Origin of the sequence: Citrobacter sp. C1 (genome assembly GCF_014596895.2) — a bacterium.
GTDB lineage: Bacteria > Pseudomonadota > Gammaproteobacteria > Enterobacterales > Enterobacteriaceae > Citrobacter > Citrobacter gillenii.
On the sequence record NZ_CP115036.1, the window covers coordinates 66070 to 80978 of the forward strand.

Annotated in this window: 17 protein-coding genes and 1 pseudogene; 2 read left to right on the forward strand and 16 right to left on the reverse strand. The window is 54.7% G+C overall.

All coding sequences use genetic code 11. The features are described from left to right. Nucleotides 1–63: 63 nt before the first annotated feature. The 6 genes from IB214_RS24490 to IB214_RS24515 form a co-directional block, all read right to left on the reverse strand. The gene (locus IB214_RS24490; RefSeq protein ID WP_096926338.1) at nt 64–306 is read right to left on the reverse strand and encodes a glucose PTS transporter subunit EIIB; all 243 of its coding nucleotides are present in this window, start codon (nt 304–306) and stop codon (nt 64–66) included. Nucleotides 307–388: 82 nt separating this feature from the next. Then, nucleotides 389–2446, reverse strand: coding sequence for a beta-galactosidase (locus IB214_RS24495; protein WP_117344020.1), 2058 nt, complete (start codon nt 2444–2446; stop codon nt 389–391). A 28-nt stretch (nt 2447–2474) separates the two neighbouring features. Beyond that, entirely contained in the window at nt 2475–3677 is a 1203-nt protein-coding gene (locus tag IB214_RS24500) for an arabinogalactan endo-beta-1,4-galactanase (protein WP_096926340.1), read from the reverse strand. A gap of 2 nt (nt 3678–3679) precedes the next feature. Then, nucleotides 3680–4531 carry a sugar ABC transporter permease gene (locus tag IB214_RS24505; RefSeq protein ID WP_042715482.1) on the reverse strand — a complete coding sequence of 284 codons (852 nt, stop codon included), beginning with the start codon at nt 4529–4531 and terminating at the stop codon, nt 3680–3682. 11 nt (nt 4532–4542) lie between these two features. Further along, nucleotides 4543–5847, reverse strand: coding sequence for a sugar ABC transporter permease (locus IB214_RS24510; RefSeq protein WP_096926341.1), 1305 nt, complete (start codon nt 5845–5847; stop codon nt 4543–4545). A gap of 57 nt (nt 5848–5904) precedes the next feature. Then, on the reverse strand, nt 5905–7119 hold the full coding sequence (locus tag IB214_RS24515; protein ID WP_096926342.1) for an extracellular solute-binding protein: 1215 nt from the start codon (nt 7117–7119) through the stop codon (nt 5905–5907). Nucleotides 7120–7440: 321 nt separating this feature from the next. Between IB214_RS24515 and IB214_RS24520 the strand changes: the two genes are divergently transcribed. Continuing rightward, on the forward strand, nt 7441–8556 hold the full coding sequence (locus tag IB214_RS24520; protein ID WP_104652335.1) for an ABC transporter ATP-binding protein: 1116 nt from the start codon (nt 7441–7443) through the stop codon (nt 8554–8556). Nucleotides 8557–8935: 379 nt separating this feature from the next. Here IB214_RS24520 and IB214_RS24525 read toward each other — a convergent pair whose 3' ends face one another. The 9 genes and pseudogenes from IB214_RS24525 to IB214_RS24565 form a co-directional block, all read right to left on the reverse strand. Next, nucleotides 8936–9055, reverse strand: a complete 120-nt coding sequence (locus IB214_RS24525; RefSeq protein WP_225760212.1) for a type I toxin-antitoxin system Hok family toxin — start codon at nt 9053–9055, stop codon at nt 8936–8938. Next, nucleotides 9003–9140: pseudogene (locus IB214_RS24530) on the reverse strand (DUF5431 family protein); the annotation flags it as partial. The pseudogene IB214_RS24530 and the gene IB214_RS24525, both read right to left, overlap by 53 nt. Nucleotides 9141–9344: 204 nt before the next feature. Continuing rightward, nucleotides 9345–9569, reverse strand: a complete 225-nt coding sequence (locus IB214_RS24535; RefSeq protein ID WP_176483461.1) for a hypothetical protein — start codon at nt 9567–9569, stop codon at nt 9345–9347. Beyond that, on the reverse strand, nt 9566–9796 hold the full coding sequence (locus IB214_RS24540) for a hypothetical protein (protein ID WP_096926344.1): 231 nt from the start codon (nt 9794–9796) through the stop codon (nt 9566–9568). The genes IB214_RS24535 and IB214_RS24540 overlap by 4 nt, the downstream gene beginning before the upstream one ends. Beyond that, the gene (locus tag IB214_RS24545) at nt 9793–10524 is read right to left on the reverse strand and encodes a plasmid SOS inhibition protein A (protein WP_096926345.1); all 732 of its coding nucleotides are present in this window, start codon (nt 10522–10524) and stop codon (nt 9793–9795) included. The genes IB214_RS24540 and IB214_RS24545 overlap by 4 nt, the downstream gene beginning before the upstream one ends. After that, on the reverse strand, nt 10521–10955 hold the full coding sequence (gene psiB, locus IB214_RS24550) for a conjugation system SOS inhibitor PsiB (protein WP_096926346.1): 435 nt from the start codon (nt 10953–10955) through the stop codon (nt 10521–10523). Before psiB ends, IB214_RS24545 begins: the two co-directional genes overlap by 4 nt. Nucleotides 10956–10992: 37 nt before the next feature. Continuing rightward, nucleotides 10993–13002, reverse strand: coding sequence for a ParB/RepB/Spo0J family partition protein (locus IB214_RS24555; RefSeq protein ID WP_117344019.1), 2010 nt, complete (start codon nt 13000–13002; stop codon nt 10993–10995). 67 nt (nt 13003–13069) lie between these two features. Next, nucleotides 13070–13435, reverse strand: coding sequence for a hypothetical protein (locus IB214_RS24560; RefSeq protein WP_117344017.1), 366 nt, complete (start codon nt 13433–13435; stop codon nt 13070–13072). A gap of 61 nt (nt 13436–13496) precedes the next feature. Then, nucleotides 13497–13715: a hypothetical protein gene (locus IB214_RS24565; protein WP_117344021.1), complete on the reverse strand. Its 219-nt coding sequence runs from the start codon at nt 13713–13715 to the stop codon at nt 13497–13499. A gap of 585 nt (nt 13716–14300) precedes the next feature. Here IB214_RS24565 and IB214_RS24570 point away from each other — a divergent pair. Continuing rightward, nucleotides 14301–14435 carry a hypothetical protein gene (locus IB214_RS24570; RefSeq protein ID WP_255508641.1) on the forward strand — a complete coding sequence of 45 codons (135 nt, stop codon included), beginning with the start codon at nt 14301–14303 and terminating at the stop codon, nt 14433–14435. A 146-nt stretch (nt 14436–14581) separates the two neighbouring features. Here IB214_RS24570 and IB214_RS24575 read toward each other — a convergent pair whose 3' ends face one another. Next, the gene (locus IB214_RS24575; protein ID WP_223240417.1) at nt 14582–14803 is read right to left on the reverse strand and encodes a hypothetical protein; all 222 of its coding nucleotides are present in this window, start codon (nt 14801–14803) and stop codon (nt 14582–14584) included. Nucleotides 14804–14909 lie beyond the last annotated feature (106 nt).

Below are 14909 nucleotides of genomic sequence, written 5' to 3' on the forward strand. Positions count from 1 at the left end.
GCTATTTGCAGCATATATCTCTGCTCAGGGATAGCCATTATTTTGGCTATCCTTTTTTTATGCTTAATGATTAAAATGCTTTTCTAATAGCTGACGCAAGGTATCAGACTGCCTGCCAAATATCGCATGAACCTGCTGACCGATTATAATTACCCCTAGCGCCCCATCCTCCTGTAACGCCTGTGAATTAACCTTATTTAAATCTTTTACCGTGACGCGCAGACGGGTAATACAGGCTTCTACGTGCTCGATATTATCGTCCCCACCAAACGCGGGTATTAAACGCTGAGTAATATGACTGTCCATAATACGCCTCTCTGTTATGCAGATAAAAAAAACGCCTGCTCCAGGAGCAGGCTTTTTGCCATTTTACCGGGTGACGCTGCGCTTACGCTTTACGCTTGAGCACCCGACAGTCCCACGCCAGCAGCACGGTATCGCCCTCAGCGGCGGCATCCGTCATGCAGTCGGTATACCCCTGCGGCAGTGTGATAACCTGCTGCTGTGCGGTAAAGTTCTGCACAAACACCCAGGTGGTTTTACCGTCCGTGCGCGCTGCTGCAACAACACCCGGCGGGAAATCGCCTTCGATTGCCCGCGGAAGCGCCAGCTCGTCAATAATCCCGGCGAAGAAATCACGCTGGAAGGGCAGATCGTTGCGAGACGCTACGTGCCACGCTTTACCTTGTCCAAAGCGGTTCACCGTGACGGCGGGCCGACCAGCGTAAAAGTCGTCACGGTAGGTCGCCAGCACCTGAGCGGACTCGGCGTGGATCAGCTCGCACAGGTGACGAACCTGATACGGACCCTGCAGCCCTGACGCATTGCCCGCCAGCCCCTGGATCAGGTTACGTTCGCCGTCGTCCAGGCAGTCAATCTCCTCCGCCCATACTCCCACCAGCTTACGCAGCGGGCCCGGGAAACCGCCCAGATGGCAGAGGTCAGTTTCATTCACCACCCCGCTCCAGTAGGTTGTCACCAGATGCCCGCCCGCGGCCACAAAGGCTTCGGCACGTTCGGCAAAACCTTCGCGCACCATGTAGAGCATCGGCGCAATGACCAGCGCGTACTGGCTAAGATCGCCGTCGGCGTCAATGATATCCACCGCGATGCCCCGCTCCCAGAACGGACGATAGTGCTCGTTAACGGTTTTTTCGTACTCCATTCCCTTGTTGCGCGGCCCTTCGGCATCGTCCAGTGCCCAGCGGTTTTGCTGGTCGAAGATGATCGCCACGCGGGCTTCGGTGCGGCAGCCCGCGACATCCGGCAAACGCGCCAGCATCTCACCGAGACGCGTCACTTCGCGTCCGACGCGGGTATTAAGGTGCCCCACGTGATCGATAATCGCCCCGTGGAATTTCTCCACCGACCCGCGACTCTTGCGCCACTGGAAGTACTGCACCGCGTCCGCCCCGTGCGCCACCGCCTGCATCGAGGAGAGAATATGCATCCCCGGTTTTTTCAGCTTGCTGGTCGGCTGCCAGTTAGTGGTGCTCGGCGTGGACTCCATCAGTACAAAGGGTTTGCCGCCCTTCAGGCTGCGCATCATGTCGTGATACATGGCGGTATAGCAGGCAAGTTGCGTTTCGTCTTTCTCCTTATGCCACATCGGGTAGCTGTCCCAGGAGATAAAGTCGATCGCTTCGGCAAGCTGCCAGTAGTCGTAATCATAGAAATACTCCATGAAGTTGGTCGTCACCGGCAGTTCCGCATTTGCGACTTTCAGCGGGGCCACTTCATGCCGGCAGAAATCAGTAACCTGTGCAGTATTAAAGCGTCGCCAGTCCAAGTTCAGGCCGTGGATCGACACTTCACCCTGCGGTGACGGAGATTCAATCTGCGACCAATCTGTGTAGGTGTGACTCCAGAAGGTGCTCCACCATGCATGGTTCAGGGCATCTAGGGTTTTATAGCGCGCTTTCAGCCAGTCGCGGAAACGTTCCTGACACAGGTTACAGTGGCATTCCCCGCCGTACTCATTCGAAATATGCCAGCCCAGCACCGCCGGATGATGCGCATAACGCTCCGCCAGCATGCGGTTGATTTTTAATGTTTTCTCGTGGTAAACCGGAGACGACATGCAGTGATTATGACGCCCTCCATGCAGCGCTGACACGCGGTTGCGCCCCACGCGAAGCACTTCAGGGTATTTTTGCGACATCCATGCCGGGCGCGCACCACTTGGTGTAGCGAGAAATATATGGATCCCCGCCGCAAAGAGTTTTTCAATAATGCTGTCCAGCCAGGCGAAATCATATTCCCCTTCGCGTGGTTCAAGTTTGGCCCAGCTAAATATACCGACCGACATGACATTACATTTCGCCTGTTTCATCATGACGATATCATTTTCAATAATACCGGGGTAATTCTCCCATTGCTCCGGGTTATAGTCGGCACCATGCAATAACGCAGCGACCTTTGGGCTTAAAGGTGCAAATTTATTCATCATAAAAATCCTAAATGAAGATTAAAAACTATTTAAATACCGTTATTGACGGCAGCACTTTTCCTTTACAATCAAATAACGCCTGATTCTCGCGGGCATTCCCCTCTTTCCATTCATCATGGATATATTTCATTCCGGTTTTGGTCGCCCAAGTGGTACCCGGAACGGCAATCCAGGTAGGTTCCCAATAGAAGATGCCTTTACCGCGATGGTCAGGCACGTCGATAACGGACTGCATTAAATCGTGAATATAATCGTACTGGCCCTGAACGGTACCCGGATAGCCGCCTTCCTTCTCTTCTTTGGCCTGGAAACTATTTTCCGCGTTATCGCAATTCTCCAGCGTATAGCCATAGGCCGCTTCCACCACGATCACGTCTTTGTTATAGCGCTTGCTGATGTCATCCATATTGGCCTTAAGCGCACTAAGCGGGCCGTTCCAGTAGGTGTACATCGAAAGACCGATGATATCGAACGGGACGTCGCGTTTGGCGATTTCATCGAACCACCAGCGGAAGGTATCATTTTTGGTACCTTCCGCCAGGTGCAGCATGATTTTCACCTGTTCGCCGCTGGTCAGGTTCTCTTTCATCCCGCCAATCGCGGCATTGAGTAGCCCGGCTAAGCGATCAAACTCGCCGCCGCCCTGCCCCCAGCTTTTCCCTTCTGGCCAAAGCATGCCGCCGTTGATCTCGTTACCGATCTGCACCATGTCCGGCACCACGCCCTCTTTCTTAAAGTGGGCAATGGTGTCGCGAGTGTAGTCATGGATCGCCGTTTTGAGCTGCGTATAATCCATTTTCTCCCAGGCTTTCGGTTTGAATTGTTTACCCGGATCGGTCCAGAAATCGCTGTAATGGAAATCGAGCAGCAGCTTCATGCCCTGAGCTTTCACGCGCTTCGCCAGCGAAATCGTGTTTTCCAGGTCGTTATTGCCGCCGCCGTAGGTCTTACCTTCGGCATCCTGCGGATCAACCCACAAACGCAGGCGCACATAGTTCACGCCGTTCTCTTTCAGGATTTCAATCGCATCCTGCTGCTGACCGTTCTGGTTATAAAACTTAGCGCCATGTTGTTCTACCTCCAGCAGGGTCGAAATATCCGCCCCCTTAATAAAATCCGCAGGCATGGCGTTGAACGGACGCGTTTTCACCGCGTCCGCAGCAAAAGCACTTGCGGTAAGGCCACATGATAGGCAAACAGCAAGCAAAGCGGGTTTGAGTCTTTTCATGATTATCCTTTGGTACTCCCTGAGGTAAGACCGGAGACGAAGTATTTTTGCAACGCTAGGTAGAGGATCGCTACCGGCACGGCAATCAGCACCGCGCCTGCCGCATAGGTGGTGTAACTGGCACCCATTTTTTGTGCAACCAAGTTATAAAGCCCGATGGGTAAGGTGTATTTGTCCGGGGTGCGCAAAATAGTGCTGGAAAGGATGAAATCACCCAGTGGCCCGGTGAAAGAAAACAGCGCGACCACGGCCACAATCGGTTTGGAAAGCGGCATAATGATCTCGATGAAGATACGGAAGTTGCTGGCACCATCCATGCGCGCGGATTCATCCAGATCTTTTGGAATGGCGTCGAGATAGCCTTTCATCAGATAGGTATTCATCGGGATCATGCCGCCGACGTAGATCAGGACCAGCGCCAGATGGCTATTGATTAACCCCAGAAGCTGCGACAGTACGAAGATGGCAATCAGCGCCGAGAACTGCGGGATCATCTGCAGCAGCAGGAACAGCATCAGGCCGTTCTGACGCCCCTTAAAGCGAAAGCGCGAAAAGGCATAGGCGGTGAAGCTGACGCTGATTAAGGTTAGCACCATGGTCAGAAAGCTGATTTTCATCGAGTTCCAGTACCAGGTCATGTAGTTCACTTGGCCATTGAACAGATCGGCGTAATGCTGGACCGAAAAATTCTCCGGAATAATCGACGAGCTGAGCAGACTGTTACCGGCATTGAATGACGCCCCGACCGTCCACACCAGCGGGTAAATGATTATTGTCGACACCAGCACGATAACCAGCCATGAGAGCGAGAGGCGTACCCACTTCTCACGTTTAATACTTTGTGATTGAGCCATTTTTACGTCCCTTACGCCATATCGTCATTTTTGAAAGATTTGGTGGCGCGGAACTGCCACAGCGCCAGGCCGACGACAAAAATCGACAGCAGGATAGTGATGGTTGCCGCTATCGCGTATTGCGAAGAGGACATCGTGAGTTTGTAGATCCACGACACCAGAATGTCGGTCCCGCCCGCATTTGACCCGACAACCGCCGGCCCGCCGTTGTTAAACAGATAGATAATGTTGAAGTTATTGAAATTAAAGGTGTACTGGGTGATCAGAATCGGCGCAATCGAGTACAGCACCAGTGGCAGTGTAATGGTCCGCAGCTTGGTCGCGCTACTGGCACCGTCCATGGTAGCTGCTTCATACAGATCCTCCGGAATCGCCTGCAGCACGCCGGTCGTCATGGCGAACACAAACGGGAAGCCGAGCCATGTTTGCATCATAATCAGCGCCGTTTTGGTCCAGAAAGGGTCGGTCATCCAGGCTTTTGGCGCAATGCCGAAGAAGGCCAGAATCGCATTGTTTATCACCCCGAAAGAGTCGTTGAACATCCCGGCAAACACCAGAATGGTGACAAAACCCGGTACCGCCCATGGCAGAATAAAGATGATGCGGATCAGCTGCTTAAAGCGCAGATCTTTCTGGTTCACCAGGATTGCCAGTAGCACGCCCACGGAGCATTGCAGCGTGGTAGCGAGCAGAGTCCAGACCACCGTCCACTGCAGCACATCGAAGAAGGTGGAGCGCCAGATAGAGAGTGTGAAGATATTGATAAAGTTCTTAAAGCCAACCCAGTCCACCAGCTTAGCCGGCGGCGTGTGGTAGAGGTTATAGTTGGTAAAGGCAATGGCAAAGCCGAACAGGATCGGGAAAACCACCACAAACACCAGCAGGATAAAACCCGGGGTGATCATCAGATACGGGAAGCCGTCGCTCAGCAACATTTGGTACTGTTTGCGCACGCTATTAAGCGGCACGCCTTCATCGCGTTTACGGCCGTTAACCCACGCATCACGCATCGACAGATACCAGACCATTACGCCAAACGCAGCGATTAAGACGCTGATGATCCCTTCGGCCAGCAGGAAGATGGAGTTGTCACGCGGTACTTCTTCGCCCAGCGTCACCAGCCCCCATAGCCCTTCACGTAGAAAATCAGCAAATACGCCGATAAAGCTGGCAAGCAGTACCAGGAAGATAACCCCTTTCAGCCACTGGCGATGATAGAACTGACCGAAGCCGGGTACAACAGCCATCAGCAGGCCGGTCCAGGCGTGACGCCTGGCAGCACGCGGTTTGGCAAAATTTTCCGGGATGATACTCACAGACAACTCCTTTCAAAAAAACGGGAGCGTGTGCTCCCGTTCTGCGACGACAGAAAATTACTGGTTGCTGGCCTGCATGGCTTCGATCTGCATCTGAACCTGTTTTGCTGCGCTATCCAGCGCGGCTTTTGGATCTTGTTTACCGGTTAGGCTCAGCTCCAGCGCGGCGTTTGCCGGCCCCCAGACTTCACCCATTTCAGGAATACCCGGCATGGCTGTGGCGCGTGCGGCCTGCACCGCTACAGCACTGGCTTTCTCGTCATTCTTGATAACCGGATCGTCAATCATTGCCGTCAGCGGTGGGATCTCGCGCGTCGCGATATAGCGCGTTTTCACGTACTGAGGCTGATTGATAAATTCGATAAATTTCTGCGCCATCGCTTTGTCTTTGCTCCAGGTGGAGACAACATAGCCTTTAACCCCGAGGAAGGAGCTCATTGGCTTACCGTCCGGCAGCGTTGGCAACGGCGCAACGCCGTAGTTGATCCCTGCCGCTTCATACGGCTGGAACGCCCACGGGCCGTTGATTACGGCCGCTGCTTTTTTCTCGGTGAACAGGGAGTCGATGGCATTCAGGCCGTTGTCGCCGATGATCCCCGCCGGGAAGACACCGTCGGCATAGAATTTTTTCAGGTACGTGACGGCTTCGACTGCGCCCGGTTTGTTCAGACCCACGTCGCTGGCGTTATAGCCGCCTTTGTCGTTTTTACCAAAGATGTAGCCGCCCATCGGGGAGATCGCCCCCCAGCTGTAATAAATCTGGTCAAATTTGGCGAGCAGCCCGTACTGGTTTTTGCCGCGCTGCTGTTTGGAAAAGTCATACCAGTCCTGAAGCGAGCTCAGCGGCTTATCAACCAAATCCTTGTTGTAGATAAGCACCAACGTTTCGACCGCCTTTGGAACACCGTACAGGACATTATCCATTTTGAAGGCGTTGATTGAGGCCGGTGTGTACTGTTCTGCCTGTTTAGCCTCAATATTCAGGGGGGTCAGTAGCCCTTGCACGACCGCGCCGCCCAGTTGATCATTGGGGATAACCAACACATCAGGGCCAATCCCTGCTGGGCCGTCCAGACGCAGTTTTTCCAGTTGCTGTGCGTAAGGTGTCTCCTGCATGTTGACCTTAACGTCGTACTGTTTTTCAAAATCGGCGACCGCATCTTTAATACCGGACGACTTCCTTATGTCTTCCCAGACGTTAAGCTGCGTGGTGGCTTGGACATGCACCGCGAGCGTAAAGAGGATCAGAGCAGCGAGTACGTTCTTTTTCATTATCAACCTCATGTGAAGGTATAACAATATTAGGATTATTATTGCACCTGAAGAGCATCCATTTTTATCAGACAAGCTGTTGAAACTGACTCTGAACATCAGAAATAAAATGCCTTTGGTTTGTTATACGCTACCCTTCACATCATGATAACTCTACAAAAAACTATAGGTAGTGTGATCATCATAACATTAATGGAACATCTGTGTAGGGTGCATGAATACTGGAAGTTATAGTCAATGCAGACAAATTGCACCGTCCGGCCATGTTGAACAAAGTTGTTATACGTAAAACATAATTGGCGGTTTACTCGGGGAATACTAATGTCGAGCATACAATTGAGGAATGTCACCAAACGTTTTGGCGACACTGTAACCTTGCACAACGTGAGTCTTGAAATTGAAGACGGTGAGTTTGCCGTCTTTGTCGGCCCTTCCGGCTGCGGTAAATCGACCATGCTGCGCATGATTGCCGGTCTGGAGGAGATTAGCGACGGTGAAGTATTGATTGGTAATGAGGTGATGAATGACGTTGCCCCCTCACATCGCGGCGTGGCGATGGTCTTTCAGTCCTATGCCCTATATCCACACATGACCGTGGCAGAAAACATGGGCTACGGTTTAAAAGTAAACAAGGTACCGAAGGATCAAACCCGCCATCAGGTAGAGATGGTAGCCAAAACACTGCAGCTTTCCCATCTGTTAGACCGCAAGCCAAAGCAGCTTTCTGGCGGTCAGCGCCAGCGCGTGGCGATTGGCCGCGCTATCGTGCGCAACCCACGAGTCTTTATGTTCGATGAACCGCTCTCTAACCTGGATGCCGAGCTGCGCGTTGAGATGCGTCTGCACCTGGCCCGCCTGCACCAAGAACTGCAAACCACTATGGTGTATGTCACTCACGATCAGATTGAAGCGATGACCCTGGCCGATAAAATAGTGGTGATGAACTATGGTAAGGTGGAGCAGATGGGTGCCCCGATGGATCTCTACTACAAGCCGGTGAACAAGTTCGTGGCCGGGTTTATCGGCTCACCGAAAATGAACTTCCTGCCCGCCACGGTTGAAGCCTGGCAGCCAGGCGAACTGATCGTCAGACTGTCGCAGCAGAAAATCCTCACACTTGCTCTGACAACCACGCCGCTTGTCGTTGGCAGTCAAGTGACGCTGGGCATTCGCCCGGAACATTTAACCACCGACATCCGACATGGTACGCGGCTGGAGTTTAACTGTGAAGTGGTCGAGCGGCTGGGGAACAACACTTACCTGTTCGGCCAGTGCTACGGCCACGATAATGTGAAAATCTTGTTGCCTGGTGACGTGAAGTTCGCACCGTGGCAGAAAATCGATGTGGCTTTCGATGACCGCCGTTGCATGGTATTTGACGCTCAGGATGAGCGCGTTAGCGAGGATATTGAGGACGCGGTGCGGTCCGTGGCTTAGCGCTAGTAAAGAATATAAGAAAACGTATCCGTCAGCATTTATTTCCTGGCGGATGCCCCATCCCCCTCCTGATTTGAAAATAAATATAACGGGATCTTCACCAATAGGCTGCAACCCAGAACCTCATCTAGGTTCTGGGAATATTAAAACGGGCTGAAGTCAACGGATGGCATTCATCACTAGCAAAATAGCGCACTGCGGCTCGCCGCTCAGGCTCAGCCATTTCAGTTCCTTCCGAGACATGAATCGGGTCTGTCAGCGCCAGATAAGGAAAAAGGGGCTACCGGCGAACCGGCACCCCCTTCATAAAGGCGCTTGTAGTCTTTCCAGACGACACCAGAATCCCTGAAAAGGCGGGGTTTCCCCCGCCTCCAGGTTGCTACTTACTGGATTCGTAGGCAAGCACAGCAGCGACCTCCCGCTGCCCGTCCTTCAACCGGATTTCGCAGAGCGATTTCCGTGTCAGGTATGTGAATATCAACAGTGTGAGACACACTATGAGTACGCACCAGATAACGGTACTTCGCGGCTGTTTCATAGCCTTCTTCTCCTTGCGCAGAGCGCAGTAAGAGGCTATTCTGGATGTGTCTAGCATCAGGATGCCTCGTTGGTTAATTGAAAAATTACCTTCGGGGCTTTCTTCTTTCTGCCTCACAACAACCGTAACAAACCCACCGAACGTCATGAAGCAAAAAGCCTCAAGCGCCGTCGCCATTATACCCCGATGTCGATTATCTGCCCAGGAATAACAGGCTGAAAACTGTATAAATCCTCAACAATTTTCGGCGTCATTTTCCCACCGCAAGACCCAGCGCCTCCCTTATTTCAGCAGCCCGTTTTTCGCTACCGGCCGTCACTCCGGCGTTATACACCAGGCTAATCATGTCCTGTAACTGCTCCCAGTCATCCCGGCCCAGCCTTGCATCCAGCCGGTACAGGATCTTCCCGCTGGCAGCATGCCGGAACACGGTACCCGTTTCTTTTTTGTCGAACGTCCTGCTGATAATGCTCAATATCCCTCCCGGTTATCCCTGCCCTCAGACCATTCGCGGATCTGGTCTTCCAGCGCTTCCAGATGCTTATCCACGCTATCAACCAGCTGCTCACTTTCGGTCTCCAGCCAGCCGCTGAGTCCGTCCCATTCACAGGACATTTCTTTCAGCTTTTCTGACATGGTGCGTAACTTTTTGAGCTGGCTGCGGGCCACCTTCAGCTCAGTTTTACAGGGATTATTTCTCATGCCTCCCCCCGATGATGTCTGAGCTTGTTGGGTACCAGCCAGCGCTCGGCAGCACGGATATGCTCAGGCGTTTCCCGGACAATAAACGGGATTTCATACATCACTGAATACAGCGGCTCGCCGCTCAGGCGCAGCCACGCCAGTTCCTTCAGCGATGCGAACCGCGTATGCCAGCGCCAGAAAGCGCCCGCCAGCTCCCCCGCGTCAAACTCGTCGCTCCAGCGGGCATACCAGGTGCAGACGGTTTCCGGCGACTGAAAATTGAGGTCAGCCTCAGCCTGCGCGAGCAGGTTCTGGCGAAGCTGCCAGCGCTGCTCGTATTCGCGGGACTCACGGCGGATCTGGCGCGTGCTCCGGATGTTTGCCCTGTGCAGCCGTCTTCCCGCACGGGTATGCATAACTTCCGGGAATAACTCAGCCTGAACATCCAGCGTGAGCGGCAGCGGGCAGGACTCACCGCCCGTGGCGATCATGATTTCCAGCGCTTCCTCAACCTGTTTCAGGTTCGAATGGCGGTTCTTTGGCACCCAGTTCAGCCCCGGGATCTGGCGTGCCACCGTGGCATTCAGGCGACCGCTGCCCGTCAGCACGCGAAGGAAAGTGCGTACATACGGCATGGCAGGCAACCGGGTACCGCGTTCGCGGGATGACTCGACCAGACTGATGGCCTGAATCGCTGCCTGTCGGGCAGGTTTCAGGGAAACGAGCGCGTGCGAGGACGGGATCATGCTGTCACCTCCCCGCTCATCAGGTTCACCACGGTGCTGGCGGTGCAGTTGAAGCGGCGCAGACCTGCCATCTGTGCAATCAGCTGACTCACCCGGTCGGGCTGGAGCGTTTTGTTCTGGTAAAGCGTACGCACAACTTCACCGCCGGAAGAGAGCAGTACCAGAAGCCAGTACGGCGACACTTCGCCAGGACTGCATACACAGAGGTGCCAGTCATCACTGTTATCTGCACTGAAACGGCACTGTACCGGGAAAAAGCCGCCAAACTCGCTGCGGTATTCAGCGCAGACGCGCCAGCCCTGTGGGACTGCCAGCAGACCGGTCACGGCATCGCTGAGCGCACGGCGCGCGTCCTCGCCCTGCTGGCGGATATACTCCAGGTCGGAATCGGTCAGGTTATTAAGTCGGGTCAGATCATAATGCATTGTCATGTGTTTTCCCGCCGCCCGAAAGCGGCGGTCTCCGGTATCAGGCTGCGTGGTCAGTGGTTTCAGTAACGGTATCAGTGGCTTCATCGGCCTGTTCAGCTGGCGCGGAACGCACCATCCAGTCAGGCACCCAGCCCACGGCATTGAGATCTTTCGCTGCTGCCTGCGCCGCATCGCGGCGCCTGAGTTTCACAACCTCGCCAGCCCGGTCTGCCATCCCGGCATCTTCGTATGCCCTGCCAATCTGGGTGATTTTCAGCTTGCCGAAGTAGTTTTCTGCATCGGGTTGCCACCAGTTACGCAGGTCGAAGTCCAGCGCAGCCTCCAGTCCATCAAGCTCACTTTTTTCTGTACGGTTGTAGAGTCGTTCCTGAAGGCCATTGATCCCGTGCGCGGCGCAGAAGCCCAGCAGGGCGTTAACCTTTTCAGCGGACCATGTCAGCAGCCAGGCGAAATCCTGATCCCAGTTTTCCGGCAGTGTCGCCTGAAACGCTTCATGCTGTGCTTTCAGTGACATCAGGGCTTTACCTTCATCCCCGGTCGGAGCCAGAGTGGAAAGAAAATGCTGACTGGTGGTGACCGAAGCCTTAAGCGGCTGCTGACGGGGGCCGTAGCTGGAGCGCCGGAACATGTTCATGCACAGCGTCCATGTCAGCAGTGCCACCGACACATCCGGTCGTCCGGCAAGCTCGGCCTGAACCGCGAGCGTACGCTCGGCAGACATGGCCTTAACCAGCGTGGCGGGATAAGCGTCAGCGGGGATCTCCGGCATGGTGTATGTCACCACATTATTTTGCTTTTCCTGGCGGGTTTGTTCTTCCTGCTGGCGATCCTCCTCAGTCAGCCTGTGGATCCCCGGCTGAACCTGAAAGTTGCTGCCATCCCATGACACCCAGATACCGTGCGCGGCGCGAAACTCCGGCGTGGCCTCGCGGTACGTTGCTTCACAGTAAATATCATCAATTTTCTGCTGAATGGCGTACTCGTCATCGTAACTTTCAGTGGCGTCCATTTCTGCTTCCAGCGTACTGACCCGCTGTTCTTCTTCGTCGGTCAGTACAGGTGCTGGCATGGCGAAGCGGTACTGCTCCTTGTCTTCACCGTGACCACGCAGCTCCGTCATGCGGAACTCTGCCCAGCCCCAGCCCTGTTCCTGTTTTAAACGGGCTGCAAGTACGGTCAGTTTGCCATCAAGAAGCGATCTGACCAGCGTGGCATCGGCAAAGGTGCTGTCCTTATCGCTGAACAGATCGGCAGTCAGTTCACCGCCTGCGGCGGTGTAGGCATCCTCACCGACAAAAACGAACATCGGGTGGCTGAGGGGCATTTTGTCGTCCGTCGCCATTTTGCGCAGGGTCTGGGCGAGCGGGGTGCGCCCGTTCCACTGCGCCTTAGCATCCGCCCAGATCTGCATCTGTCGTTCATGGGAATCGGCAAGTGTCAGCGCCTCGCACTGTTCAAGCTCCAGGTCATCACGTGCCAGCGCATCCAGCAGGGTTGGGGCAAGGTTCGCCAGCTTCAGGCACCGCTGGACGTGGCGCGGGTGAAAGCCCATCAGCGCGCCGATCTGCGAAGGCGTTTTGCCTTCCTGCTGAAGCGTACGAAAACCGATAATCTGCTCGGCAGGATGCATGTTTTTGCGTCTGCCGTTCTCGATCATCGAGGCCGCCACTGCCAGCTCCACAGGCAGGACTTTTACCGGAACAAAGGGCGTGTCTGCATCAACCACACCGCGTAACACCAGAACGCCAGTTCCCCGGCGGCGACCTTCCCCGCCCACGATACCGATCGTGCCGTCAGGCTGATCCACACCGATAAGATTCTGGAGAATACCCACAGCTTCAATACTGTCGGCCATCTCTTCCACTTCCCTGTCGGTGTGCGCAATGATGCGCGTATTCAGGTCTGAGCGCGTCAGACGGGAGAAAGGGAAGATTTGCACAGGCGTGTCTGCGAGCAGTTGCACGAGCTTCTGCTCCGTGGTCTGCGCGGTTTTTGCAGCCGATTTTTTGCTGCGCGGTGTTTTTGCCGTAGAATTGGTGGCGACCATTATTTTTACCTCTTCGTTTAAGTGATGGTTTGCCGTGGCCGGATTGCCCTCCGGTCACGGCTCCCGGTTAATCAGTGATGCGTTTCGGGTGCGCAGCCAGTGCTGCAAAAGACGGATAGCTGTCGAGAACCTGCATCATGGCTTTCGCACTCTCGAGCATGGCGATATCTGCGGCTGACGCGCGGTTTTCGCAGACCGTGATCGTTGCCAGTACGCCGGATTTCATGTCAGAAAAACGCTCATACATACGGTTGCTGAAGAGGACGCGCTTGCCCTCTGCCATGACCTGCCAGTTGTTGCAGTCGTTAAAACGGGTGTCCACGTTGTCGAACTCCACCACATGGGTGTCGGTGGCCTGAATGCGCAGCAGCTTCACCATGTCGCGGCTCTCTCCAACTTTTTTACCCGTCAGGGCAGTTTTCAGGTTCTGCATTTTTTTCTCCTTCTCCTGGTTAAGGCCGGCTACCCGGCCCGATAATTACCGCGCGTACGGACTACTTCACGCCTGGACGACGGAACATATCGGCAAGAATGTTTCGACGGGCATAAGACGCCCCCGCCGCTTTCAAATCTTCCAGAACGTTCCATGCGTAGCTGACCTGCTTCCCGTGAACAGCGATAAGGCGGGCTGTCTGAGGCTCAGGAAAAGACAAAACCCATCTTCCGGTAGATTCCTGAGCGGCGGTGTTGACGTTGACGTTTCGTGTGTGCATCCTGGTTTTCTCCTGTGGTGATGGTTGTCCATCTCCCTGGTGAGTTCTCTCGCGGCAAAGGGCAAAGGAGCAACGGCGAAGGGCGGAAGGAAAGGGGCGGCGGCGGAAAGTTTTTGCCCGCAAAAAGTTTCTGACGGCGTGCATTTCACCCCTTGGATGACGACCCGACGGTGCTACGACCAGCCCTGCGCGGGAGGACGCACAGGGTGATGGCCTCACCGGGGGAACAGGATGCACGCACCCGACACGTCGGAACGGCGTGGCGGCATTAAAGCGACGGCATCAGCCGGCGCGGTGGAGGCGACGCGACCGGCACGGTCGCTGTGAGCCGGGGGGTTGACCTTCGCCATCAGACCCTAGCGAAGCACGAACCCCGAAGGGATTCGGCGGAGACCGGCCGGTGCGCAGCAGCGGCCCTGGCGGAGTGGGGCTCGACGACTGGACCGCGCAGCGGGTCAGGAGCCGAAGGGGGCCATGTGTAATATTCCGGAGAATTTGCTGATCGGGTTTCACAGCCCGTGCCTGCCCGTTAACCCGGGCAAACGGAACCAGCTGGCCACCGCACCCTGCAGATCAGCATACAACATGACTTCCGGCAGATACGGCCTGGTTTTTACCCTGGCATGGTTGTCCTGCATGAGTCTGATGCTATTCCGGACTCCGGGCGAAGGTGCAGCGCCGCAGGCGCTGTCACTGCAGCCCGTCAGCCCGAAGGGATGACAGGGTTTTCAGCGCGCGAACAGGCGGCGCCGCAGTTCAGCATTCCTGTCACATGGGCTACGTAACGACCGGACGCCACACCATTCGCGCTGGCAGGAACAGGCATAATACAGCTAAAGAAAAAGGCCGCTTGCGCGGCCTCTTTTTCAGTGAGGAAGATTGGGCCACTTGCCGCCATTTAGCAGTATTGCCCTGACAGAGGCTTCTGGCTTAGCGTGGCTGTATTCCCCCCAGTATTGTTTTTTGACAGACCCGTCCAGTACCTGAAGAAAGGCGTACACCTTCCCCTGGCTTTCGGTCAGAATACATTTACAGGCTTTATCCTGGCTGTCGTAGACGAGGCCGTTCACTTCCACTTTGATCTGCATGGCATTTATTCCTGTGTTTTTTTAAACAGTTTACCGCGCCGCTGCCAGATGTCACTCCTGTATAAAAAGACATGCAGCATTTTCGCGCATATGTGTCCGGGCGGCA